The sequence below is a fragment of the Photobacterium malacitanum genome (assembly GCF_900185615.1).
Taxonomy (GTDB): Bacteria; Pseudomonadota; Gammaproteobacteria; order Enterobacterales; family Vibrionaceae; genus Photobacterium; species Photobacterium malacitanum.
The window spans coordinates 1-25,899 of record NZ_FYAK01000011.1 but is presented as its reverse complement, the minus strand read 5'-3'; the positions used below and the strand labels follow the sequence as shown (position 1 = coordinate 25,899).

Sequence of the window (25,899 nt, the reverse complement as noted above, 5' to 3'; positions counted from 1 at the left end):
TCGGGATCTAATAATACGTTTTTTTTATTAGGTGAGAGATTGGTGTTGTTTTATTTTCTAGTGATTAGAATGGTTGCAGGTATTAGTTGATGTTATGGGATAAAGCGTTAACCGTTGCTAAAAAGGCAAGTGAAGCACAAGTATTGCTGCCAATTTCGACAATGAACTCAGTTGTTTCTGAGCAAGGCGTTGATTTTTTTATTAAGGTTATGAATGACAATTTTAATAAAAAAATACAGCAAGGACAGACACAACCTAACCCTTTTTTGCCTTATGAAGAACGAATGTTTGTCGATACAGTGGGTGACGAACATGTGTGTTTATTAAATAAATATCCAGTCAGTAAGCCACATTTACTGATTTGCAGTAAAGAATTTGTAAGCCAGTCGTCTTTACTTGATTTACAAGATTTTTCAGCTTGGATCCAAGGCGTTAGTTATCAAGACGTATTAGGTTTTTTTAATTCAGCTGCAGAAGCAGGCGCAAGTCAGCCTCATCGACATATGCAACTGATGAAAACGACAGTACCATTAGAAAGTTTGATTTTGTCAGGTAAGCTACCTTTTAGGCATAAATTATTTACTTTTGATCGGATTAATAGTGAGAAAGCCTATTTTTGCTATTTAGCTGCAATGCATGATTTGGGCTTAACGCCTAAAAAAGCCAGTCTAAAGATCAATGAACCGATCGAGTGTTTACCATACAATATTTTGTTAACTCAAAATTGGATGTTGGTGATCCCTCGATGTACAAATCATATTGGTGATGTTTTTGCTAATGCATTAAATTATTCAGGTTGTTTTTTAGTAAAAGATCAACAACAGCATGATTGGCTAATTGATTATGGGTGCTTACGGTTACTTACCGAATGTGTCGCACCATAAATAAACAATAAATAGGAGTATTTTTACTCCTTTATTGTAGGATTTGGCATTCGTATAACGGCTAAATAGCGCTTTGGATAACCACTTTGATAATAACTCGTTTCAGTGACGCCAAAATGCTTTTTAGATGATGAACTATGGATAAATTTAACTATCCCTGGTTTTACTTCAGTAATAATCCCCGCATGGCCAGGCCTTCTAATTTTTAAGTTAGTTCCTGTAAAAACGATCAGATCACCAACTTTTGCATCTTTTAATGGTATTGAATGCTTAAACAATTGTGTGTATGCCGCAGTTGTTCGTGGAATAGATATATTAAAATGATTATAGACATATTTAATAAATCCTGAACAATCAAATCCGTTTGGTGATGTTCCTCCCCAAACATAAGGTATACCAATGTTTTCTCTCGCAAAATTAATCATTTGTTGTTCTATTGTAACTTTGCGCGGTTGTTGGCCAACATTATTATCTAAGATTTTTAATGTACTTGTGTGTTGTGGTGATGCATTAGCTTTGGTTACACAAGTTATGAGAAGTAAGAGTGATAACGGTAAAATATGCTTCAATGATAGATTGATATTCATTATGGTTTATTCTTTCTTATGTTAATAGGGGAAGAAGATAATAATAACTTATACTTACCGTGCAATAGATACAAAAAAACAATGTATTTTTTGATTGTTATCAATTTAAATTTTTATTATGCAGATAGTCTATACTTTTTGCTAGTTCATATCAGTTTTTTATTGTTTAATAGAGCCTATATAAGTTTTTAGTTAGTTATTATTATTAGCTCTAATATGTCATACAAAATATTTTGGGGTTTTATTAAAATAATGTTCAATAATTTATTAAACAATATTCATTTTTCTTTTTTGTTCTTCATTTTATTATTTTCTCAATCAGTACAGGCATCAGAAACATTAACCATTTGGTCGTCTCATCAAAATCATGAATTTTTAGCAGCAATGTCAAATAAATTTCAGGAAAAGCATGATGCTAAAATCTCAATTGTGCAATTGGATCCATCTGAAATAAAAGCCGAAATTATATTAAGTGCACAAGATAATGTTTTTCCTGATTTAGTTGTTATACCCTCTGATTTTTTAGGTCTTCATAAAATGATGAACTTATGGCCTATCCCTGATGATTGGTATAAAGAGAAGCTGAATCAAATGGTTCGCTCAACAGTAAAATCAAAATCAAAATGTTGGGGAGTTCCTCTCATTCAAGGTAATTTTTTATTATTGTATTACAATAAAAAATATGTATCGCATCCAGCGACAGATTTTGACGATATTCTTTTACAGAAAAAAACTTTTTTAGCCAAAAATATAATGCCAATGGGATGGAATTATAATGATATGTATTATTTGATGCCATTTTTATCAGCTTTTAATGGTAAGCCTATTGAAGATGGAAAGATCACGCTAAATACTCCAGCGATGATTAACGCATTAAAATATTATCGCTTTTTAGCGCAACAAAACATTGTTAATCCAGAGTGTGACTATCGATGTTCTCAAGACGATTTTGTCGAAGGAAAGAGTGCTTATGCCATCAATGGTGATTGGGCATACCGTGATTTAAAGAATGTGTTAGGTGATGATTTAGGTGTGGCTGTATTACCTAAGATTCATGGGCATAGGATGCACCCTATGTCTAGTACATTTGTATTGGCAATTCCAAATTATGAGCGCCATTCAAAACAAAAACAGCAGTTGATTAAAGCGTTTTCTGAGTTTGTTCAGCAACCAAGTAGTCAGCAATTAGTGTATGAAAAAACTGATCTATTGCCTGTATCTATGGCTTATTATAAACAGCTTAAACAAAATGCGTCTGGAGATCATAAGATTCTGTTTCGCCAGATGGCACTAACAACGCCAATGTCTTCATCGCTAAACATGTCAATTGCATGGCAAGCGATGGCTATTGGATTCCAACGCTATCAAGCGGGCGCTACTGCGGAATATTCAGCACAACATATGCAAAAAATGGCAATAGAGCAAATGAATCAATTGGATGAGAATTGATGAAATTACGGTTAAAGTCATCATTAGCATTATTAATGCTAATTATTTCTGTTGTACCTGCCGCAATTGTCGGCGGATTACTTTTAAAACAACAGTCAGATGTTGAAGCAAATTATCGTATTGATATGTTAGATCGACTTGCTACCACTATTGGACAAGAATTTGATTATCGTTTTTCATTACTATCAACAAGTTTAGACGTATTGTCACGCGATAGGTTATTTGTACAGGCAATAAACAACTATTTTCTTGCAGGGCATGTTATTAATTCATTGGGAACATTAGTGAAAAATACGCCATTAACAAAAGCGGCTTATTTAGTTGATGACCAATGGAATGAAATTGAAAGTTATAATGGTATTCCTGGCTTAAATTCATTTTTACAATTAAAAAAGGCACTTAACTATAGATTGTCAACGAAAGGAAAAGAACGATTAAAGCAATGGGTTTTTTATTATAACGATGAAAAACTAATGCCGAACAAATATAATCCAACTCGACGTGGTGTTGTTGTTGGTGTGCCTATTTTTCGTTCTATGACGGATGAATTAAAACATTTACCATTAGGTTATTTGATTCTTGTTGTACCAATTGAAAATATTGAAAAAGTATTGAAACCATATTTAAAAGATGGCGAGAGAGTAATATTAAAAAATAATCAAATTGGTGATATGAAAAATATGGCTGATATGAGCAATATTATAATATCGCAAGGTGGTATAGCCGAAAATACACCGACAATACAGAAAACAATAACAGTAAAATTAGAAAATAAATATATATCTGAACCGATTGAATATACAATGGTCGTTTATATGGATAAATATATAAGTAAAAATCCATATATTAACTCATTGAAATATATTTCTTTATTTGGTTCGGTGATTATTTTATTGGCATTTTTTAGTGCTGGAATGACATATCGTTGGATTGCTAGACCACTAGGGGGATTGATGGCTACTGTACGTGCTTATTCCCAAGGTGAATACCAACGTTCAAATCGTGATCTTCGTTTTGCTGAATTTTTTATGGTTGATAAACTTATTCGTAATATGGCAACAACGATTCAAGCACAAGTGTCTGATTTAGCAACTAAGAACACAGAGTTAAATATTGCTTACAAAGAAAAAGAACAAGCGAACTTACAATTAGTCGATTTTAATGATGAATTAGAAAGAAAAGTTGAAGAGAAGACATTAGCATTAAGTTTTTCTTTAATGAGAGAAGAAAATCGACGTTCAATGTTGCAGTCGTTATTATCATTTAGTCATGATTTACAAGCAAATAATAATATTATTGAAATTGTAATGACTCAAGTCGTTGCTTTATATCCTACCGCTGGATGGGCAATGAAAGCCTACACGTATAATAATGGTGCGTGGGCATGTGAGAATATTGATAACGATTATTTAGAGAACAATAATATACAACCAGAGTCACATTATAGTGATTATTATTGCTTACCTAAGGATGATGAATATTTACATTGTTTTAAGATAAAAAATAGTCACAATGAAGTTGTTGGTATGATTGTTATGCAATATGAAAAACTTCAGCGTGATGATTTTGAAGTTATTTCATTATTTATTCGCCAGTTATCTACTGAATTAGAAGGTCGTTTACTTAATAGTGAATTAGCACGTATTGCGGTGACGGATTCATTAACAGGGATTGCAAATAGAAAAGCATTTGATCACGATTTAGAAGAACATATCCAACTATCTTATCGTTATCCTGAGCGTCATTTTGGGTTATTTATGCTCGATGTGAATGGGCTAAAGCGTGCCAATGATAATTATGGTCATAGCATGGGTGATGCTTTATTAATTCAAACCAGCAAGCTTTTGGTTGAAGCGTGTCGCTTAACAGATAAGGTTTACCGTTTGGGCGGGGATGAGTTTGCTATTATTCTTGAAGCTGGTGATGGTGATAGTTGCGCTGTTTTATGGCAGCGATTAGAAGCAGTTCGCGAAAACACGCATTATGCGAGTTTACCTAGTGGTCAATCTGTTGAAGTACATTTTGCGATGGGGTATGCGAGTAGCGAAATTAATTCGACTGATCAACTTTGTTCAATTGCAGATAAAGCAATGTATAAAGATAAAAGAAGATTTTACAAACAGCGTGGTATTCAACGCTAACAATATAACCACTGCACTATCAGATAAAGGTGCAGTGGTTTTTTTAAATCAGGGTTATTTATGATTAGAAAAATTATCACCCTTTGCTAAACGGTCATATAAAATTACATTGACTGCCGCAGCTAAATTCATACTACCTTTGGTTGGAACATAAATTGTTTCGCGACAAAAATCAGTGATATCTTTTTTTAGTGTGCCGTCTTCAGGACCAAATATATAGAAAGCTCGTTTAGGGTGCTTATATTCAGGTAATGGTTTGGCATCATCAATCAGATCAACAGCAACAGGAACACAACCAACAGGAATGATTGCTTTTAGATCTTCAACACCAATTAAAGGAATATCGAGGGTTGCATTTTTGGTGTCGGTGCAAAACTGTGCTGCATGATCGTAGCGAGTGCCAGTGTAAAAGACAGAGTTAACACCGTAACAGCCTGCTGCACGCATAACAGATCCGACATTTTCAGGTGTTTTAGGGTTAAAAAGGCCTACGCACGCGTATCCCTGACTTTTCTTGCTCATATCTGTATCTACTTTTGAAATTTAGGCAGGATTTTATACCTAAGAATGATATTTTTACCATCGGTATACTGATTTAGGAGAGATTAAAACAGGAACCTATGTTCCTGTTTTATTGTTAGGCAAATTATTTACCGCAGCATTTTTTGTATTTGTTACCGCTACCACATGAGCAAGGGTCATTACGATTAGGTGTTTTATTAAACACTGTAGTGACGGGCTTATTTAATGTTGCAGTTAGCTCGGTAATATCTTCTTCTGCATTAGCATCTACCGTTATTGTTGCAAATAGTTGTTCTTCAGCCAGTTGTGCTTCTAATTGCTGTTGACGTTCCTCTGTGTTCACAACCAAGGTGAGTGGGTTAGTTTCCGTGCCAAGCTTATTTTCACGCTTTGTGTTGTAGCCACAACTGCTGTGTTTTGGTTTTTTTTCGATGCGGCCTTTATAGAAAAATTTAGACATGGGATAACCTGTTTGCAGTGGAGTATTAGCGCCATCATTGTTGAATGAGTGTGCTTTCATAACGAAAAAGCCACCAAAATAAAGGTGGCTGAAATTGCGGGCATAATAACCGCCATTGTGTTGCTTATCAAGCGTTGCGCTGATACTAACGTATAAAAAGAAGTAGCCAATATGCTTAAAAATATAGCAAATGAGGTTTAATTTGTGGTTTCTATTCAAGTAATCGATTGCATTGGATGGATTTTATATTCACACTAAAGTCGCATTAATCGAGGCTATAAAATGGTACTAAATGGCTAAAAGGGATACATTGATGAAAAAACCTATTGGACTAATAGGTTTTTTCGTCTAGCACCGAGGTCAATAATTGTTAACATACACAGTATAAAGAAGGGTAAACAGTAGCAAATTGTCTGATATGTTAATGTATTAGCGATAAATGCCATAGATTAAATGTAGTCATCGACTGAAATGAGACTTAAGGTATAACAAAATTTTTCAATTATTATCACGAAATGATAGATACCAAATTGAAAATTACGGCATAATAATGCTCGTTATACCAAGCAATTGATTGCTGTACCAGATCGAATGATCTGTAAATAAATGGGAACATTACATGGTTAAACCAGAAAATAACGCAATTGTGATTTTTGGTGCGTCAGGCGATTTGACTCATCGTAAATTAATTCCTGCGTTCTATCACTTATACGCTAATGGTTTATTGCCGGAAGATTTCGCAATTTTAGGTGTTAGTCGTACGGCATATAGCGATCAGGACTTTCGCGATAAACTTCGCTCTGCATTAGAAGAAAATGAAAAAACAGATGCAGCGACATTAACGAAGTTTTGTCAGCATTTATATTACCAAGCATTAAATACTTCTGACGCTGAAGAATACGCAGTACTAAAGCAGCGCTTAGACATATTTAAAGATACCCATCATACTCACGGTAATGCCGTCTTTTATCTTGCGACACCGCCAAGTCTTTACGGCGTTATTCCTGAATGTCTTGCAGCTCATGGTCTTAACGATGAAGCTGACGGTTGGAAAAATCTGATTGTTGAAAAGCCATTCGGTTATGATCTTGCATCTGCAATTGCGCTAGATAAGCAAATCCACGCGTGCTTCCAAGAGCATCAAATCTATCGTATTGACCATTACTTAGGCAAAGAAACAGTACAAAACTTATTAGTTTTCCGTTTTGCTAACGGTATGTTTGAACCATTGTGGAACCGTAACTTCATCGATTATGTGGAAATTACAGCATCTGAAGCATTAGGTGTTGAAGATCGAGGCGGTTATTACGATGGTGCAGGTGCTGTACGTGATATGTTCCAAAACCATTTATTGCAAGTATTAGCAATGGTAGGTATGGAATCACCTGCTGCAATCAATGCTGATTCTATTCGCGATGAAGTGGTTAAAGTGATGCAAAGCTTTAAACCTTTATCTGATGATGATTTACATAAAAACTTAGTCTTAGGTCAATATACTGAGTCTGATGTTCGTGGTAAACATCTTCCTGGTTACCGTCAAGAACACGGCGTTAATGACGAATCACGTACTGAAACATATGTTGGCATGAAGATGTTTATCGAAAACTGGCGTTGGAACGGTGTGCCGTTTTATGTCCGTACTGGTAAACGTTTACCAACTCGCGTTACAGAAGTTGTGATTCACTTTAAAAAGACCCCGCATCCAGTGTTTGGCGCTAATGCTCCAGAGAACAAACTAATCATTCGTATCCAACCGGATGAAGGTATTTTAATGAGCTTCGGCCTTAAAAAACCAGGTGCAGGTTTTGAATCTCAAGAAGTGTCAATGGATTTCCATTACGACAAAATTGAGTCGCTTAATATGCTAACCGCTTACGAACGCTTGTTGCTTGACTGTATGAAGCAAGATGCGACCTTGTTTGCGCGTACTGATGCAGTAAAAGCCTGCTGGAAGTTTGTTCAGCCAATTCTTGACTACAAAGAACAACCAGAGCATTTATTTGGTTATGCGGCAGGAACGTGGGGACCTAAAGAAGCTGATGAATTACTATCAAATGATGGTCGTCAATGGCGCTTCCCATGTAAAAACTTGGCCAATACAGATTATTGTGAGTTATAAGCATGATTAATTATAAAGTGTTTGCGACTCCGCATGATGTTGTTGTTTCTCTAGCTGAAACACTGCAAGCGATGAGCCTGCAAGATCATGCCGCACATATTTCATTATCAGGGGGCAGTACCCCTAAATTGTTGTTTAAAGTATTAGCGCAAGCGCCTTTTGCTGACAATATTCAATGGAGTAAGCTTCACTTCTGGTGGGGTGATGAGCGTTGTGTTGCTCCTACAGATGTCGAAAGTAATTTTGGTGAAGCTAACGAGTTATTGTTTAAGCATATTAGTATTCCAGCCGAGAATATTCACCGTATTCGTGGTGAAGCTGACGTTGAAGTTGAATGTGCGCGTTTTGCAGCAGAAATGGATGCGGTGATCCCGCATAAAAATGGCTTGCCTGCATTTGATTGGATTTTATTAGGCATGGGTGGCGACGGTCATACTGCGTCTTTATTTCCAAATCAAACCAATTTTGATGATCCTGCATTAGCAGTGATTGCGACTCAACCACAAAGTGGTCAACAGCGTATTTCAAAAACAGCACGTTTACTTGAAAATGCTGATCGTATTACTTACTTGGTGTTGGGTGAAAGTAAGGCTGAGGTCTTACAACAAATAAATAGTACACCGGCGGAAGAACTTGCTTATCCGGCGGCAAAAATTAAAGCCTCTCATGGCGAAACAGAATGGTATTTAGATGCAGCAGCAGCAAAACTGCTAGCACAAGGAGAATAATATGAAAGGCGATATCGGTGTAATTGGTTTAGCAGTTATGGGTCAAAACTTGATCCTTAATATGAATGACCATGGCTTTAAAGTTGTTGCGTTTAACCGTACTGTTTCTAAAGTAGAAGAGTTTCTAGAAGGTGCTGCAAAAGGCACTAACATTATTGGCGCTACGTCTCTTGAAGATCTAGTGGCTAAGCTAGAAGCACCACGTAAAGTGATGCTAATGGTACGTGCTGGTGATGTTGTTGATGCATTTATTGACCAACTAGTTCCGTTACTAGACAAAGGCGATATCATCATTGATGGTGGTAACTCAAACTACCCAGATACTAACCGTCGTGTTGCTGAACTTGAAGCAAAAGGCATTTTATATGTAGGTTCTGGTGTTTCTGGTGGTGAAGAAGGTGCACGTTTTGGTCCTTCAATCATGCCTGGTGGTTCTGAAGCTGCATGGCCTGCAATCAAACCAATTTTCCAAGCAATCTCAGCAAAAACAGCTGCAGGTGAGCCTTGTTGTGATTGGGTAGGTAAAGATGGTGCTGGCCACTTCGTTAAAATGGTTCACAATGGCATCGAATACGGTGACATGCAGTTAATCAGCGAAGCATATCACTTTATGAAATCGGGTCTTGGTTTATCTCACGATGAGATGCAAGCGATTTTCCAAGAGTGGAATAAAACAGAGTTAGATAGCTACTTAGTAGAGATCACAGCTGAAATTCTTGGTTATAAAGATGAAGATGGTCAACCACTAGTTGAGAAGATTCTAGATACTGCTGGTCAAAAAGGTACTGGTAAGTGGACAGGTATTAACGCACTTGATCTAGGTATTCCACTAACGCTAATTACAGAAGCTGTATTTGCGCGTTGTGTATCTTCAATGAAAGATCAGCGTGTTGAAGCTGAAAGCTTATTTGGTAAAACAATTGCTAAGGTTGATGGTGATAAGCAAGTATGGGTTGACGCATTACGCCAAGCACTACTTGCATCTAAGATCATTTCTTATGCGCAAGGCTTTATGTTAATTCGCGAAGCTTCAGAAGAGTTTAATTGGGATCTAAACTACGGCAACGTAGCGCTAATGTGGCGTGGCGGTTGTATCATCCGTAGTGCATTCCTAGGTAATATTCGTGATGCATACGAAGCTAACCCAGAAATCAAATTCCTAGGTTCAGATACCTACTTCAAAGATATTCTACTAAGCAGCATGCCTGCATGGCGTAAAGTAGCATCAAAAGCGATGGAAATTGGCCTACCAATGCCAACCATGACATCAGCATTAACATTCCTTGATGGCTACACAACTGCAAGCCTTCCGGCGAATATGATTCAAGCGCAGCGTGATTACTTCGGTGCTCACACTTACGAGCGTGTTGATCAGCCTCGTGGCCAGTTCTTCCATACAAACTGGACTGGTACAGGCGGCGACACTGCTTCTACTACTTATGACGTTTAATATATAAACGCAGTAAGCATACTGAGCCACCGTTCGCGGTGGCTTTTTTATTACATGTGTTTTAAAAATCACAGTACAAGCAACATCATTTATTAAGATAAATAATGAGAAAGAGATGATGAAACACTTCAATTGGCTAGGGTTTTGTTTACTCACGGTATTTCAAGTTCATGCCAAGCCAGCTCCTGTTATACCGATAGATATTGATTTTGTGTCGACCCAATGGATTGATAACTTAGGCACCTTTCGCGTTGTAGTGTTTAATTCTGAGGTGAATCCTTGTTTTACACTTGAGAACTACAAAGAAGGAACAAGCCAAGGGCTGACATCATCGCAACAGATTTGTAAGGTTGCACTGCCTGATCATCAAGTGGTGAATTTACAAGATGATCCTGAAGGTGATATGTGGTTTGAAGATTTTCATTGGGGGGAACATTGGCTTGATTTTAAACTGAATACATTTAATGCAAACTACAACTGTTCTCTGGCTCTTAATGGCTCGCATCAAATCACAAAGCAGCAAGTATTAGCGCAATGCCGTTTAGTTAAAAGTAACAATAAAGAATAAATAAAGCCCTAGTATCGAATACGAATTCAATAAGAAACCAAAACAATACAGGGCTTTAAGATAAGTAATTTACATATTAACAAACCTTAATCATTGGGGGGCTTGGTTGTTAGCGCTGTGAATTATGCGCCAATCACACCACCATCTTTACGAGTGATTCGCATGATAGAAGAGCGAGGAGTACTGTGACCGCCATCAGGGAAGTGAGAAGGTGCTTGCTCTTCGCCTGGGTGCTGAACACCAACAAACATGGTTTTGCTATCATGGCTAAAAGTAATACCTGTGATTTCACAAGCGATAGGGCCTGTTAGGAAGCGACGGATTTCACCGGTTACTGGGTTACCACAAAGCATTTGGTTATTACCCATACCTGCAAAGTTACCTTTGTTAGAGTCATCGCCATCAGTTAGGATCCATAAACGACCGTCTTTATCGAAACCTAAGCCATCAGGACAGTTGAACATGTTGTCTTTGTTAATATTCTTACTACCAGCCATTAATGAATCTTTGTGTACTGTTGGGTTGCCTGCAATGAGGTAAAGATCCCAGTCAAAAGTCGCAGCGGTGTGGTTACCGTTGGATGGATTCCAGCGCAGGATGTGACCATACGGGTTTTTCTCACGAGGATTCACTGCGTCAACCGGCTGATTAGGTTTAACACCACGGTTCTTATTATTGGTTAAGGTACAAAACACTTCGCTTGTATGTGGATTCACGGCTACCCACTCTGGGCGATCCATGGTTGTTGCGCCCACATGTGTTGCTGCTTTACGAGCAAAGATCATGATTTCAGCTTGGCTAGCAAAACCGTTCTCAGCTGTTAGGCCATTTTTACCGAACGTAAGTTCAATCCATTGACCTGTGCCTTTTAATTCACCGTCTTTGGCGTCGAACTTAGCAACATACAGTGTACCTTCTTCAAGAAGATCACGGTTAGCTTCTTGGTTGCTTGGGTTATATTTGTTCTTTGATACAAAGCGGTATAAGTGTTCTCCACGCTCATCATCACCTAAATACACCACAACATAACCGTCATTGTTGATAGTAACAGCGGCATTTTCATGCTTGAAACGTCCTAATGCAGTGCGTTTTTTAGGTATTGAAGTAGGGTTCATTGGATCGATTTCTACAACCCAGCCAAAACGGTTTGGCTCATTAGGGTTTTGAGCAATATCAAAACGTGGATCGTGCTCATACCAACGGTAATCTTTATTTTCTGGGCTGATACCATAACGTTCTTGGTTAGAATCAACCGCTACATTTGTATCAGTACCAAAGAAATCATCAAAGTTTTCTTCACAGGTGAGGTAAGTGCCCCAAGGCGTAGCACCGTTTGCACAGTTGGCAAAAGTACCTAAAGCACGAGTACCTGTTGGATCAGCTTTAGTTTTTAGAAGAGGGTGACCTGCTGCAACACCGGTAATTTCCATTGGCGTATTTGCGGTGATACGGCGGTTTAAACGACCGTTTTGGTTCACGATCCAGTGACCGTTTTTATATACCAACTCTACGATAGAGTTACCTACAGCGGCTTGGGCTTTTTTCACATCGTCAGCAGAGAGCGTCTTACCTTGGTTTGGCAATAAGTATTCGTAATTGGTGTATTCATTATTTACGGCAAGTACTGCACGCTCATTCGTGAGGGGGAAGAATGCCATACCATCATTGTTATCGCCAAATTGTTTTAGTTGAGCGTCACTATTAGCTGAAGGACTAAAAGCTGGAGAATCGGCAAACAGTGGCGATCCCCATGAAATTAAAACATCAGCTTGATAGCCTTCAGGTACAATAGCAGTATCAGCTGTAGAAACAGGCACTTGCTTAAAATTAATGCTCGGCTCTTTCAAAGTGGTTTTGGCAATGGCTGATGCCATTGGTGTTGCTGTGAAAAATGCAGCAACGGTTGAGCTTGTTTGAATAAAGCGGCGTCGACTTAGGCCTTTATTGATGATTTCACTAAACTGTACGTGTTTATTAACCATTATTACTTCCTTGGTAATTTTTATGTTGTCAGTAAAGGTGGCCAATAGTAAGAGTTATATGTGTAAAAAATATTACTCTGTGGTTACAAAAAAAAGATATTCTTGTATCTGTCAGATGAGGGGGAAAATAAATAAAGTACAGTGAAAACAATGAAAGCCTCATACTACTTTGAGGCTTATCGAGCCAATGAGCTTGCGTCTAGCAAGTTAGATGTAGGTAATGACAAAGCACTTTTTGCAATATTTATTATTGTAGTGAATAAATAAAAATATTAACTTGCCATACGTTGGCAATACAATAATGCTCTTAGTTCCATATTTTCGGCTTCAAGTGCTACTATTTGCTTATGTGCCTCTGTACGCATATCTTCATTTGTTTTGCGTGTTTTTTCAAAAATATCGCTAAGTGCACTAAATAATTCTTCGCCAGCAAGTCGCATCTCTTGACCACTGATTTCAATATTATAAGAACGTAATAAATCACGCGCATAAGTGGTTAGATCACCTTTTGCTCGACCTATTTGTTTATCAATTAATGGGCAAGTATGGGGATAAGAAAAACCTGACATAGTATGTACCTTTCAAATCAAATATCTATAAAATTAAATTGTTATAAACCTCCATGCTTATAAGTTAATTTTCGCTCACAGATGACAGCTGATCAATATGTGCACAATAAGTTTGACAAAAAATAAACAAATGTCTCTTTTTTGATACACTTATTGCACAATAATATTGCTGGTGAGGATGTAATTGATGCTGATGATTGCAAATAATGATGATTTGTTGGCGTAAAAAGCCCTCGTATCAATGAAGAGCACGAGGGCTTAAATATCACGCTAAGATCACGAGATTAACTTACTTCTATTGGACCACCAAAGGCTGTTACTGGCGGTAACTCGCCTGTGAATTTCTCTATGCTTACTAAGCACGTTTGGGCACTGGTTGCCTGAGCTAATTCTGAGGTTGGAATATCCATAGTTAATGTATTTGGATCGCCATAGGTATCAATCGAACCTACTTTTTCATTTAATGGTCCATACCATGCACCTTCTTCGATACGCACCACACCTTGTGGATAGCTATCTGTAACTACAGCCCCTGCAAGTAATTGACCACGGTCATTAAATACCCGTACTACATCGCCGTCTTTAATGCCTTTAGTTGCAGCATCTTTGGGGTTGATGTAGACCGGTTCACGACCTTGAACGGTATAAGTCGCTCGGAATTGATCTGATTCACACATTTGTGAATGCAAACGCTTATCAGGGTGACAAGATTGCATCCAGAATGAGTGTTTATCAGAACCTGGCCCACCATGAGATCGTTCTGTCTTTTCAAACCACATCGGGTGTTCCTGACAGTGTTCGTATTTGTAACGACCAATCTTACGGCTGGTGATTTCAATAAAACCTGACGGTGTACCCAATGCATTGATTTCAGGATCTTGACGGAAATCCGCGTGGCGAACCCAAGGTTTACCAGTACCAAAATCAAGGAATCCTTGTTGCCAGAATACATCAAATTCAGGCATATCGAATTTGCCTGCGTTCGCTTTACGACAATCGTTATACAGCATTTGAACCCACTGCATTTCATCCATACCACGGGTGTATTCTTTGTTTTTACCAAAGCGACGAGATAGTTCAGTGAAAATATCAAAGTCAGTTTTTGATTGGTATAACGGATCCACCAATTTTTGCATCGCAATTAACCCGCGACCACTGTATGAGCCCATAACGTCAATGTCGTTACGTTCAAACTGAGTACATGCAGGTAATACGATATCAGAGAAGCGACAAGTTGCTGTCCATGCAAAATCAATCGTTACCACGGTTTGTAATTTTTGGAACGCTTGCTTCATGCGGTTACGATCTTGGTGATGATGCCAAGGATTGTTACCGCTGATCACCATCATTTTATAATCTGGCAGAATGACTTTAGAGCCGTTGTACTTAATTTCTTTGCCGGGTTCTAAAATACAGTCAACGAAGCGTGCAACAGGGATAGTGCGACTGTAACCGTTAAAGTCATTGTTATCCCATTTAGGTTTTTGACCTTCATCGACGTTACGTGGAAAGCCGCCTGGTGCTGCAAAGCCTGTTGATGGCACGCCAATACCTGAGTAGTGGTGACCATAAGAGATACCGCCACCAGGTAAACCAATTTGGCCAACCATCGCTGCAATGACCGCACCCATCCAGTAAGGTTGTTCACCGTGTTCTTGACGTTGAATACACCAACCAAACAGAATTTGAGTACGCTCTTTAACTAGCATACGAGCAAACTCACGAATTTGTTCAGCAGGTACGCCACAAATCTCTGCTGCCCATTCTGGTGTTTTTTCAACCTTGTCTTTGGTTTCACCTGTTACGTAACCAATGAACTCATCAAAGCCCAAGCAATACATTTTGATGAATTCTTTATCATAAAGATTCTCAGTGTAAAGCGTGTGCGCCACCCCTAACATAAACGGCACATCAGTTTGTGGGTGAATGTATAGATGGGTGTTTTCTAAGTAACGTTGAGTCTTGTTTTTAACCGGATCAACCGAAATAACATTGATTTCACCTTTTGCTACTTTTTCTTTAAGTTGCGCAAGGTAAGGGTAGGACTCGTGAGTTTCACAGTTCCAACCCACTTGGAGGTTTTTAACTGGATCGTTAGCCCATAAAATAATGTTCTTACTGTTGTCTAAAATTTCAGACCATGAAGTACCTTGAGCATACACTTCAGTCGAGCCTAGCACGTAAGGCATGATGGTTTGACCTGCACCTGTTGAATAGTCGCCAACTTTGGTGATGTAGTTACCATGCATACCCACAGCACGTTGCATATGGCTAGTACAGCTATGGAATTGACCTGTTTGGCGCCAGCCAGTTTGACCTGCGTGTAGCGCCCATGGACCATAGTCTTTTTGAATACGTTCAAGTTCACGGTAAAACAGATCTAAGGCTTCATCCCATGTTACGCGGACAAAACGATTGTTCCCGCGAGTTTCGCCGCTGAACTTGTGCTTTTTAAGCCAGTCTAGACGCACCATAGGGTAACGAACACGTGATGGATTATAGATAATTCCTTTAATGCCTTTTAGCATTTCAGTTGGGTTTTTATCTATTTCAATCGCTTCAATTTGTTGTACTTTCCCCGCATAGATTTGAGCACGGAAAGCCCCCCAATGAGAACCAGAATAACGCCACGTGCCTTGACCTATTTGTTGATCGTCTGCAAACACTTTTGATGATGCGAGTAGGCTTGGGCCGATAACAGTCGCTGCACTTGTTGTTGCAAGACCTTTAAGAAAACTTCTTCTTGATACAGACATAGTATTTACTCCATCAACGCTTAGTGTTGGCCATTAGAAAAATCAGAAGAATGTTTCTGTAGATACTTCAACACAATCGCTTCACTATCACGGTCAAAGTTTACAAATGCCAACATACCGTTAAACATGCCTGGCCATGTATTGGCATCAAAATGCGCTTCAGCTGGTTGAGTGTGACAAACAGAACAGTTAGTGGTGTAAGCTGTTTTTGCCTGTGCCCATACCGGTGTGATGTCATTGACTAATGAATCTTTAGGCATCCACACTTTTGCTGTTACACGTTGCCAAGGAAGGCCGGTTAAATCATCGACTTTCTCTTCATACTTATTAACGACGTTGTCGTTTTGTGCTGATTCTTTAACAAGAGAAGCCACTGGAATGTTCATTCCAAAGTCTTCCTGAATAACACGACCATAGCCTTTATCTTTACGCCAACCAGCAATCTCAACTTCGATGGCATTATCTGTTTCATCAATGACTTTAACGCCAGATGCTGGATTTAGAATACCAGCTTCAACAGTCATGGCTTTATCTTCATAAACAGGTAGGAAGCGAACACTATAAATCTCTTCACCTTTGCTGTAGTCAGTACCGTGTGACAGTTGTACCAACTCTGAGATCATACCGCCGCTGGTATCCATATCTTTTGGTAAGTGGTGAGCAATACCTTTATGGCAATCAACACAGCTTTGATCACGCTCGGCGGCATTTTTCATTTGTACGCGAGCAACAGGTGACATTTTTTCAAAGTCCATGCCTTTATAATCGTGACAATCACGACATTCCTGCGAGCCATTGGCTTTAAAGCGTTCCCATTCATGTTGAGCGAGTATGATACGGCGATCTTCAAACTTTTCAGGGGTGTCGATAAAGCCTGCAAAGTGAGCAAATACTTCTTTGCTTGCTTGAATTTTACGAGAAATTTTATCAGTCCAATCGTGGGGGACATGACAATCAGGACATGTAGCTCTAACACCTGAGCGGTTTTTATCATGAATAGTATTAACGTATTCAGGCACGACATTGTCAGCATGACAACTGACACAGAATTCTTCGGTATTGGTTTTTTCAAGTGCAGTATTAAACCCGCCCCAGAAAATAATACCTGCAACAAAACCACCGAGCGTGAGCACTCCGAGGCTAATATGAACACTTGGACGTGATAGGGTTAGCCAAGCTCTTTTCAAAAATGCTTTCATTATTGTTTCTCTTTATATGATGCTTGCAGCGTAAAGTAGGGAATCAACCACCGTGACCGGGAGGACCAAAGACAAACAATTGCAACATCCATACGGTGAAGCCATAACCACCAACGAAAATGACGCTTAAAATAGGGAAAAGAAAAATGGTAATAAAAAGGAACATTTTCCATTCGCGGCTGCGTGTTTTCTTGGCAGTAGGATCAGTAATACTGCTCATAAAACCTCCTAAGATTGTTAAATGTAAAAAATGAGTTCTTATAAATATTTATATCAATTCTAATCGCAATGTGATCATAAAGTAGACTGCTGTGTTTATTCAATTAATAAATGCATTATTTTACGGCTTAAATAGTATTTTTTTGACATTATCTTTTATTGTTAATAGGAAAAGATTTAATGTGTAAACTAATGAAATAGTAAGTGCGATTATTTGTTTTTTCGGTGGGTGCTAGATGTTTTTTATGTAGCGGATTTGTTTTTAATTTTTGTGGCAGTGTGGAGTGATGGTTGTGGTTTTGTTTGTTATTGTTCTTTGGTGTTACAAGTTGATGGTGGGCGATTTACTCGGTGGTAGAATAATATAAATAAAAAAGTAGATTAAATAATAATGCTAAGCGGAATGTGAATGGAATATGATTGTTTGAGAAAGAGAGCTATGACGTACAGATGACATAGCCCTCTACAAAACATTAATCAATAAGCTGATATTGATGGCGTAAAATATCAATGATTTCTGCTTTAGGATCTTGGCTTAAGACAATTGCTTTACCGGTGATTTTTTCTGCAATACCGGTATATATTTTAGAAATTTGCATTAACACTTCTTGAGGCAAGGCATTATTTTTCGCTAACGCAAAACGTTCAGGCATTCGTTCTTTATTTAATAAAATATCAGGATCTGGAAAGTAATTTAATAATACTTGGCGAAAGTCTTCTTTAGAGTTTTCAATAATCTGTCCATCACGATACGCAGCGCCATCCCAAATACGTGATGAATCTGGCGTGCCGACTTCATCCATGTAAATCAGTTTTTCGTTACCGTTAGTATCTGTAACATAACCAAACTCAAATTTAGTATCGACAAAAATTTGGTCTAACTTTGCTAATTCGTTACTAATGACATTAAAGCCATCAGCTAAGAGTTTTTCGTAGATATTAATATCATCGGCATGGCGGAAATTAAAAGCTTGGTAATTATCGATTAAGTCTTTTCGAGTGATATTAACATCATCAGCTTCAGGAACATTTGGAATGCCTTTGAGAATACCTTTGGTTGATGGTGTCATCAGTAGTTGGGGAAGTTTTTGATCTTTTTCTAAACCTTCAGGTAGCTCTATTCCACAAAAATTACGCTCACCATTACTGTATGCTCGCCACATAGAGCCAGTGATGTATTGACGACAAATCGCTTCAACCATTACAGGCTTCGCTTTTTGTACTATCCAAACAAACGGATGGGGAATATCGAGAATATGACTATCAGCTAAGTTATTATCTTTAAATAGTTTAAACCAATGGTTTGAAATTGCATTGAGTGCAGCACCTTTACCTGGAACACCTTTTAAACCACCTTCACCATGCCAAATACAATCAAATGCAGAAATTCTATCACTGATGATCATTATTGCTAAAGGAGCATCAGCTTGAACGTTATAGCCTTTTTGTTGAATAAGACGACGGCTATCAGCTTCTGTTAACCAATAAACTGAGCGTACTTTTCCACTATGGACGGGTTTATCTGTACGGATGGGAAGGTCGTCATTGACGGCAAGAACTTGATTTGCAAGGCTCATGGTGAAATTCCTATTTCAAAACGATGGCATCGAAATACAGAGTGCTTAAGGCAATATGTCGCTTAATCACTCATCTTATTGGGCATAATACTAGGTTCATTGTTGGACTACCAGTAAAAAAGCAAACGATTGCCTTTGGGCTGTAGTGTAATAAAAGCGTAAGTACAATAGTGAGATATTGTACTTAACGTGACAGGTAATGAGTGGATTAAGAGAAATTAAAACCGTTGATAAAATGCATGTAAATCACGGGGTGTAATATAAAACATATGCATTAGCCATTGTTTGGTGTCGTCTATATTGAACCAGACTGGCGTAAATTGGAAATGACTCCAATTAGTGATGACGTGTAATGCACCGTCATAACTAGGAGCGATATCAAATAAAATTACAATCGCAATGACTTGAGCTAAGCTGATAAACGGTTTAGTAAAAGCAAACGGTTTAAGTGCTGTACCAAATGATGATTTTAAGCGTTTATTTGACAGATCGACACTGTATATTTCATCTAATGCTAAGTGTACGATACCGCCAAGTAACACAAATCCTCCAGCTAACCAGCTGTCGGTTGCAGTGTGACCTAGCAAGACACATATATGTACGCAACATAGAGCAATAAGGGTGACAAATGCGATTGAATGGCATGCACCTCGATGTACAGTGCAGCGATCAAATACCGTTTTGCCAAAATAACGAACTGTAATAAATAATGATACAACGTAAAGAATCAGTTCTAGCATTGCGACTTGGGTGTAAATATGGCTGACAAGTATAAAACAGCAAAACCCCGCTAACAGTGTGAATAAGGCTTTCATTGAGGTTGAGTGGTCTGAATCTATGTCAGGTAAAAGCCCACCAACGGTACCAAAAAAGGTCATCCATAGTGCAATGCTAGGGCTAATATGGTCTGCAGATAAAAGTGTGGTTGCTGTTAAACCACTCACAATTGCTGCAACCGTGAAATGGGTTGAGAAATTTGCCAAGAAAATGAATTCCAACTGGATACATATACAGGTATTTATCACTGTTGGTTATCATTATTCAACATTTATCACACTTTTGGTGTAATAAATGAAATTAACTGGATAAAAAAAAACCATTTTAGCGGTTATTGTCGATATACAATAGAAGAGATAAGAGCGAGTAAAGTGTACAATTAGAAGAGTAGCGACAGTCGTATTATCTATCATAAACAATACGACTGATAACGTTCAATATTAGCCTGTAATCAATGCTGAAATGATACCAATCAGGCCACCAAACACACCGCCCCAAATCACTAGCCATCCAAGATGTTCACTGATCATCTTTTGAACCATATCTTTAACCATTTTAGGGGTAAGCTCATTGAGACGTTGATCAATAATATCTTCGATAGTCCCTTCAATATCACCTAATGATTCCGGTTGGCTAAGTTGTTCTTTGAGTGCTTGTTTAAAGTTATCTTGCTGGCTGATATCGGTAACTGACTGTTGCATTTTTTCAATAAACGGTTCGCGTAATGGTTCCATCGCTTCCGTTCCCCCCATCATGGTGATCATGGCACCAAATGATGAGTCCATGATCACATTCAATAATGAATCAAACGTTGGGGCAAAGTCGATCTTTTGAATGATTGGTTGCATGTCTAATTGTGCTGGTCCAACATTACTTTGTTTTAAAAAGCGGCTGATATTTTGTTGGGTAAAAAACTGCTCCATCATTAACGCTTTGATCGCGGCTTTAAAGGCTTCAAAACGGGCAGGGATCACGCCTGAACCATATAGGCCGGGAACTTTTTCAAACAACATATAAATAGCAAGCCAGTTGGTTAATGCGCCTGAAAAAGCAAATAAACCACAGTAAAGAATAATGTGGTTGTTGCTGATATAACCAATGAATAAAAGTAATAGCGAAAGGGCGTTGGTGATGAAACTTTTGTTTTTTAACATGTGGTAATTCTTAGTCGTTATAACACCGAGAGATACGGTTATTGAGTCAGGAAATAGCATGTTGCCATTTATAATTAGCCAAATTCTAACAGATAGAAATAGACCTACGCTACATTTGTATTTGCTGATGCTAATAGCGGCTATACGATTTAAACTTCAGATAGCAATTGTTATACTCGCTTGCTATGCATTTATTGTCGACTGAGTATTGTTAATGACCCGTTTTACAGCTGAACAAACTGCTTTTATTCATCATCAGACAGGTAATGCGCTATGTGTAGCGGGTGCTGGAACGGGTAAAACAACCACATTAGTTGGTGTTGTTGAGCATAAATTACAGATGATAGCAGCTGAAAATATGCTGGTGCTAATGTTTAACCGTGATATTCGAACTGACTTTAAAGCCAAATTAGCTCAAATACCGTTGGCTGAGCGAGTATCTGTGCATACATTTCACAGCTTTTGTTTTCAACTCCTAAGACAATCCGGTTATTTATCTGCGACGGGTTACCAAATTGATTTTAATAATGGTGATAGCGATAAAACTATAGCTAAATTGGTATTGCGACAAATGGCTGCTCAAGAAAAATCGTATCAAAAACAGCAGCAATTTAAAGATCCACGCACTATCGAATTACTGATGAGTTTTATTGGGCTGGTAAAAGCACACATGTTACCGCCAAAAGAAGTGTTTGAACTGTCTGAAATTAACAGTGAATATAAATTTATTATTGAAGCTTTTTGGAATTTTGAGACAGTCCGTAAAGAGCGCAAACAGTTATTTTTTGATGATTGGCTGGTTGAAACCATCCAGTTACTAAATAATGATCCTGTGTTACAGAAACATTATCATCAACACATTCAATTTATGATGGTTGATGAGTTCCAAGATATAAATACCGCTCAATACCAGCTATTAAAATTACTGTTATCGCCACAAGCACAATTAGTTGCTGTTGGCGATGTTGATCAATGTATTTATAAATGGCGCGGTAGTGCTCCTCAATTTATGCTCAATTTTGAACAAGATTTTACGCCTGCAACGACTTACAGCTTGTCACACTCTTTTCGTTTTGGGCATAGTTTAGCGTTAGCTGCTAGCCATTTGATTGCCAATAATAAACAGCGTTTTCATGACTTTCAGACTGTCGCTCATGAGTCTGTTGCTGATACGACGGTTGAGGTTATCGGTACTGTGCGTCAAGTGGGAGAAATTGCGCAATCAGTCGCTGATTTCATTGCGCAGGGCGGCCAACCAGCAGAAGTGGCTATTTTAGTCCGACGTTGGTCGCAAGCAATGTTATTTGAACTTGCTTTTTTAACCAAGAAAATACCTTACCACATGCCGATTGGTTCAGTACTAACCCATAGCCGTGAAGTTAAGCTACTAATGGATATTATGGTATTAGCGACTGGACGCTTTTTGACGTTAGCTAGTAATGACCAAGCTAATTTACTGTTTAACTTATTATCATTCCCACATTGCTATGTACCGAATAAAAGCTTACGTCCTTTGTGTGAGGCTTTAGCTCAACGTCCAAGCTCTGAATGGTTGGCTGTAATAAAACAAACTCAAAAAATTCAACCAACATTAAATCTAGAAACGTTTACAGATAGAATTGAGTTATTGCTAATGTTGCAGCGAAAAGGCAATTTTAAAGCATTAGATGTTTATAGGCAGTATCGTCGTGACAGTGAATTGGATACTTGGATCTGGAAAACAGAAGCAACGGCAACGGAAATAGAAGAGGCGGTTGAGCGCTTAGACAGTGTTGAAACTGTACTTGAATCAATGGATCAAAACTGTGAAAAAGCGTTGCAGTATTTTGAGTATTATACTCAACAATCAGCAGTTGAAAATCAGGCTCAGACAAATAACAGTGTTCAATTAACCACGATATTTAGAGCTAAAGGCTGTGAGTATACGCAGGTTCATTTACCTTATTGGGATAAAGACGCTTTTCCTTATGTAAATCGATCTGCATTAGGCATTTCTGCCGATCTTGAAGAAGAACGCCGACTTGCCTATGTTGCAATAACACGCGCAAAACAGAGTGCGAAAATTTATTATACGGTAGAGAACACGAAGAAAGATCAGTATATACGTAAAGATAAAAATGCCAGTCAATTTATTATTGAATCAAAGGCTGATGTTGCGCAAGAAATTGGTCCGGTATTATATCAGGATGGGGAGTTACCATATCATAAATCAGCTGTAGTACAGGGATATTATCGCCGATTAGCACGTTTTGATGACATGCAGTTACCGCCTAAAGCGGTTTCTATTTCGTTACCAGAGCCAAATGCTACCGGAGAAAGTGTATATAGTTATCAATGGGCGCTACAACAGCCTATACCTGAGAATGCTGACAAGTTGATTCGCAGCCTGGTACAAAAACCGATGAAGTATTTGGAAGCAGAAGTAACACGTATTGTACGTGAATTAAATCAAGCAGGCACGGCTAAGAAAAAGGTACTACTTAATCGTCTTATTGTAGTAGCGCGTGCCAAGGCGCGTAAATATAATTAACGACTATAGGTGATTGTTAGCGCGGTTAGCGCGAGACTCACGTTGACCTAAATTTTGTTGTATAGCAAATTCAAGTCGTTCTCGAAGTTGACGTGATTTAGTTTCGGCACTTCTAAATCCGAACGACTGTAATAATTTTTTGACCATAATTAAAACCTATTAATTTATAGATAAGGCAATTCACAACACCAAAGCTTATGGGTAAGTTGTTACCTTAAATTATTAGAGAATTAACATCGTCCTTGAGCTTCCAGTGGCTCCATCATATCGTCTGTTGAGTAAACAGTACTGTTATTGATATAAAGGATGTTAAAAAATTTAATGACAACAATTGGTTTAAGTAACCAATTGTTGTCATTATGTGTAAATTCTATGGCAGGGTTAAATGAGAGTCAAAGCAATATTTAGTTGTTAGTTAATAACACGATAACATGCTAAAAAAGGCTTGGTTCACACTTTAGTTGACTGATTTTGCCATTTATCGACAACGAGCGCGGCGATTAGGTCTCCCTCAACATTGACAGCTGTGCGGAAAGTATCCAGTGGTCTTTCAATAATGAGCAATATCGCAATAGCTTCGAGCGGAATACCGACGGCAAGCAATACAAGTTGCATTCCTGACATTGAACCTGACGGCATACCTGGTGCACCAATAGACGACACCATAGCCATAATAAAAATCATAATCAGTCCTGATGTTCCCAGCTCAATACCATAGAGTTGAGCCAGAAAAATAGCAGCGACCCCTTCAAATAATGCCGTACCATCCATATTCATAATAGAGCCAAGAGGCAAGACCATACTGCTGGTGGGTTGCGATATATTTAAATCTTCTTGGGCTGTTTGTAATGACAGAGGCAGTGTCGCAGAGCTTGATGATGTTGCAAATGCCATAGCCATTGGTGCTGATAATGCGCGAAATAAGGTTGAAAATTTAATACCGGTAAACAGTTTAGCAAGTAGAGGTAATACAATTCCGCCATGCACTAATGTCAATGAAAATACTAACAAAGCAAAGAGTGCTAATTCACCAAAAATACTATTGCCACTTTGAGCGGTAAATTGAAACACAATTGCAAATACAGCTAATGGTGCTAATTTTATTACCGTAGAGACAACACGATTTATAGCAATATTAAGTCCTGAAATAAGTTCAAAAACAGCATGCTTAGGCGGTAAGCTAGCTAATAATGCAATACCAAGTAATAAGGCAAAAACAACAATCGCTAATAAGTTTGTCGTTGCGAGCGCTTGAAAAGGATTAACCAAGGCCATGTTAAATAACTTTTCTGCAATAGCACCACCAGAAGAAGAGCTATTATCAATCAATTGAACATTACTACCGACAGTGACTTGTGCTGTATCAATTAAATGTGGCCATTTAGGAATTGCCAGTGATACCCCTAAACCTAAACTAATTGCAAGTGTTGATGTTAAGCTATAAAAGGCAATTGTTTTATAACCTAATGTTTTTAAACGTGATGTTGAGCCAATGCTAGTAATACCTTGTAATAAGGATAATAGTACCACAACCCCAACCAGCATTTTGAGTAAGCCGATATAAGTTGTTTTGGTTAGCATTAACAATTTAAATGCAGTTGACTGCTCAAAACCAGCATGCAAAGGCAATAAAGAAGCAATACTCCATGCTAATAGAGCTGCAATCATTAATTGAAAAGGTAACGATTTGAATAGACGACGGTTCATTAAAAGGTCTCTGTTCGGTGTTCGTTTCGTAACGAGAATATAAAAAGAAATACTTGGAATATAAAGGCTTATTAATAATTAGAGTGCCAGTCCCAAGAACTGAAATAAATATATATTATGTATATAAATAAAAACGCTCTGACAGCGATGCCAGAGCGTGGCAAATGCCATTCTCAATTAACGATGATTTAGATATAAATCCAAATAGGGTATAAGTAAAATTAAATATAATATCGTTAATGAGTTAATTGCTAATCCATTAGCGTATGGTATTGAACAAGTGAACATAGAAATAATTCTCAACGTATATTGCTATACGTTGAGAATAGCGCCGTTTAAGGCTGATAATTACTTATCGAAGTGAATAACAGTACGGATACTCTTACCTTCGTGTAATAGGTCAAATGACTTGTTGATGTCGTCTAGGCCCATGTTGAATGAGATGAAGTCATCAAGTTGGAATTCACCTGCCATGTAACGGTCAACGATACCTGGAAGCTCTGAACGGCCTTTAACGCCAC

21 protein-coding genes and 1 pseudogene are annotated in these 25,899 nt (G+C 38.1%); 8 read left to right on the top strand and 14 right to left on the bottom strand.

Features of this window, described 5'->3' with window-relative positions; genetic code table 11:
* The first annotated feature begins 89 nt into the window (after positions 1-89).
* Complete coding sequence (locus tag PMAL9190_RS16765) at positions 90-884, top strand: ATP adenylyltransferase family protein (RefSeq protein WP_087846163.1); 795 nt, start codon at positions 90-92, stop codon at positions 882-884.
* Between the two features lie 23 nt (positions 885-907).
* Here the strand turns inward: PMAL9190_RS16765 and PMAL9190_RS16760 are convergent, their stop codons facing one another.
* The gene (locus PMAL9190_RS16760; RefSeq protein ID WP_087846162.1) at positions 908-1,471 is read right to left on the bottom strand and encodes a C40 family peptidase; all 564 of its coding nucleotides are present in this window, start codon (positions 1,469-1,471) and stop codon (positions 908-910) included.
* A gap of 252 nt (positions 1,472-1,723) precedes the next feature.
* Between PMAL9190_RS16760 and PMAL9190_RS16755 the strand changes: the two genes are divergently transcribed.
* Both PMAL9190_RS16755 and PMAL9190_RS16750 read left to right on the top strand, forming a co-directional pair.
* Entirely contained in the window at positions 1,724-2,920 is a 1,197-nt protein-coding gene (locus PMAL9190_RS16755) for a sugar ABC transporter substrate-binding protein (protein ID WP_235004378.1), read from the top strand.
* Positions 2,920-5,061 carry a GGDEF domain-containing protein gene (locus PMAL9190_RS16750; protein WP_235004377.1) on the top strand — a complete coding sequence of 714 codons (2,142 nt, stop codon included), beginning with the start codon at positions 2,920-2,922 and terminating at the stop codon, positions 5,059-5,061. Before PMAL9190_RS16755 ends, PMAL9190_RS16750 begins: the two co-directional genes overlap by 1 nt.
* A gap of 54 nt (positions 5,062-5,115) precedes the next feature.
* Here the strand turns inward: PMAL9190_RS16750 and PMAL9190_RS16745 are convergent, their stop codons facing one another.
* Positions 5,116-5,583, bottom strand: a complete 468-nt coding sequence (locus PMAL9190_RS16745) for an RNA methyltransferase (protein ID WP_087846161.1) — start codon at positions 5,581-5,583, stop codon at positions 5,116-5,118.
* A gap of 124 nt (positions 5,584-5,707) precedes the next feature.
* The gene (locus PMAL9190_RS16740) at positions 5,708-6,043 is read right to left on the bottom strand and encodes a PBPRA1643 family SWIM/SEC-C metal-binding motif protein (RefSeq protein ID WP_087846212.1); all 336 of its coding nucleotides are present in this window, start codon (positions 6,041-6,043) and stop codon (positions 5,708-5,710) included.
* A gap of 619 nt (positions 6,044-6,662) precedes the next feature.
* Here PMAL9190_RS16740 and zwf point away from each other — a divergent pair.
* From zwf to PMAL9190_RS16720, 4 genes are all read left to right on the top strand, one after another.
* Positions 6,663-8,162, top strand: coding sequence for a glucose-6-phosphate dehydrogenase (gene zwf, locus PMAL9190_RS16735; protein ID WP_087846160.1), 1,500 nt, complete (start codon positions 6,663-6,665; stop codon positions 8,160-8,162).
* 2 nt (positions 8,163-8,164) lie between these two features.
* Positions 8,165-8,890, top strand: a complete 726-nt coding sequence (gene pgl, locus PMAL9190_RS16730) for a 6-phosphogluconolactonase (protein ID WP_087846159.1) — start codon at positions 8,165-8,167, stop codon at positions 8,888-8,890.
* 1 nt (position 8,891) lies between these two features.
* Positions 8,892-10,340, top strand: coding sequence for a decarboxylating NADP(+)-dependent phosphogluconate dehydrogenase (gene gnd, locus PMAL9190_RS16725; RefSeq protein ID WP_060999600.1), 1,449 nt, complete (start codon positions 8,892-8,894; stop codon positions 10,338-10,340).
* 115 nt (positions 10,341-10,455) lie between these two features.
* Complete coding sequence (locus PMAL9190_RS16720; protein ID WP_087846158.1) at positions 10,456-10,908, top strand: hypothetical protein; 453 nt, start codon at positions 10,456-10,458, stop codon at positions 10,906-10,908.
* A 122-nt stretch (positions 10,909-11,030) separates the two neighbouring features.
* Here PMAL9190_RS16720 and PMAL9190_RS16715 read toward each other — a convergent pair whose 3' ends face one another.
* From PMAL9190_RS16715 to PMAL9190_RS16680, 8 genes are all read right to left on the bottom strand, one after another.
* Positions 11,031-12,890 (bottom strand): PhoX family protein, encoded by a 1,860-nt coding sequence (locus PMAL9190_RS16715; protein ID WP_087846157.1) that lies wholly within the window; start codon positions 12,888-12,890, stop codon positions 11,031-11,033.
* A gap of 272 nt (positions 12,891-13,162) precedes the next feature.
* Positions 13,163-13,459 (bottom strand): hypothetical protein, encoded by a 297-nt coding sequence (locus PMAL9190_RS16710; protein ID WP_065167841.1) that lies wholly within the window; start codon positions 13,457-13,459, stop codon positions 13,163-13,165.
* 284 nt (positions 13,460-13,743) lie between these two features.
* Positions 13,744-16,215: a trimethylamine-N-oxide reductase TorA gene (gene torA / locus PMAL9190_RS16705; protein ID WP_087846156.1), complete on the bottom strand. Its 2,472-nt coding sequence runs from the start codon at positions 16,213-16,215 to the stop codon at positions 13,744-13,746.
* A gap of 20 nt (positions 16,216-16,235) precedes the next feature.
* Complete coding sequence (gene torC, locus PMAL9190_RS16700) at positions 16,236-17,414, bottom strand: pentaheme c-type cytochrome TorC (protein ID WP_087846155.1); 1,179 nt, start codon at positions 17,412-17,414, stop codon at positions 16,236-16,238.
* A 43-nt stretch (positions 17,415-17,457) separates the two neighbouring features.
* Complete coding sequence (gene torE / locus PMAL9190_RS16695) at positions 17,458-17,634, bottom strand: trimethylamine N-oxide reductase system protein TorE (RefSeq protein WP_036794120.1); 177 nt, start codon at positions 17,632-17,634, stop codon at positions 17,458-17,460.
* A gap of 472 nt (positions 17,635-18,106) precedes the next feature.
* Positions 18,107-19,210 carry a phosphoribosylaminoimidazolesuccinocarboxamide synthase gene (locus PMAL9190_RS16690; protein ID WP_087846154.1) on the bottom strand — a complete coding sequence of 368 codons (1,104 nt, stop codon included), beginning with the start codon at positions 19,208-19,210 and terminating at the stop codon, positions 18,107-18,109.
* A gap of 218 nt (positions 19,211-19,428) precedes the next feature.
* Positions 19,429-20,193: a metal-dependent hydrolase gene (locus PMAL9190_RS16685; protein ID WP_087846153.1), complete on the bottom strand. Its 765-nt coding sequence runs from the start codon at positions 20,191-20,193 to the stop codon at positions 19,429-19,431.
* A 234-nt stretch (positions 20,194-20,427) separates the two neighbouring features.
* The gene (locus PMAL9190_RS16680) at positions 20,428-21,141 is read right to left on the bottom strand and encodes a DUF445 domain-containing protein (RefSeq protein ID WP_087846152.1); all 714 of its coding nucleotides are present in this window, start codon (positions 21,139-21,141) and stop codon (positions 20,428-20,430) included.
* Positions 21,142-21,355: 214 nt separating this feature from the next.
* Here PMAL9190_RS16680 and PMAL9190_RS16675 point away from each other — a divergent pair, with 214 nt between their 5' ends.
* Positions 21,356-23,671: an ATP-dependent helicase gene (locus tag PMAL9190_RS16675; RefSeq protein ID WP_087846151.1), complete on the top strand. Its 2,316-nt coding sequence runs from the start codon at positions 21,356-21,358 to the stop codon at positions 23,669-23,671.
* 3 nt (positions 23,672-23,674) lie between these two features.
* On the opposite strand, the gene PMAL9190_RS20335 is transcribed toward PMAL9190_RS16675, so the two are convergent.
* The 3 genes and pseudogenes from PMAL9190_RS20335 to PMAL9190_RS20130 all read right to left on the bottom strand — a co-directional run.
* On the bottom strand, positions 23,675-23,818 hold the full coding sequence (locus PMAL9190_RS20335) for a hypothetical protein (protein WP_200813437.1): 144 nt from the start codon (positions 23,816-23,818) through the stop codon (positions 23,675-23,677).
* A gap of 303 nt (positions 23,819-24,121) precedes the next feature.
* Entirely contained in the window at positions 24,122-25,378 is a 1,257-nt protein-coding gene (locus tag PMAL9190_RS16670; protein ID WP_087846150.1) for a dicarboxylate/amino acid:cation symporter, read from the bottom strand.
* A 348-nt stretch (positions 25,379-25,726) separates the two neighbouring features.
* Positions 25,727-25,899: pseudogene (locus PMAL9190_RS20130) on the bottom strand (S-(hydroxymethyl)glutathione dehydrogenase); the annotation flags it as partial.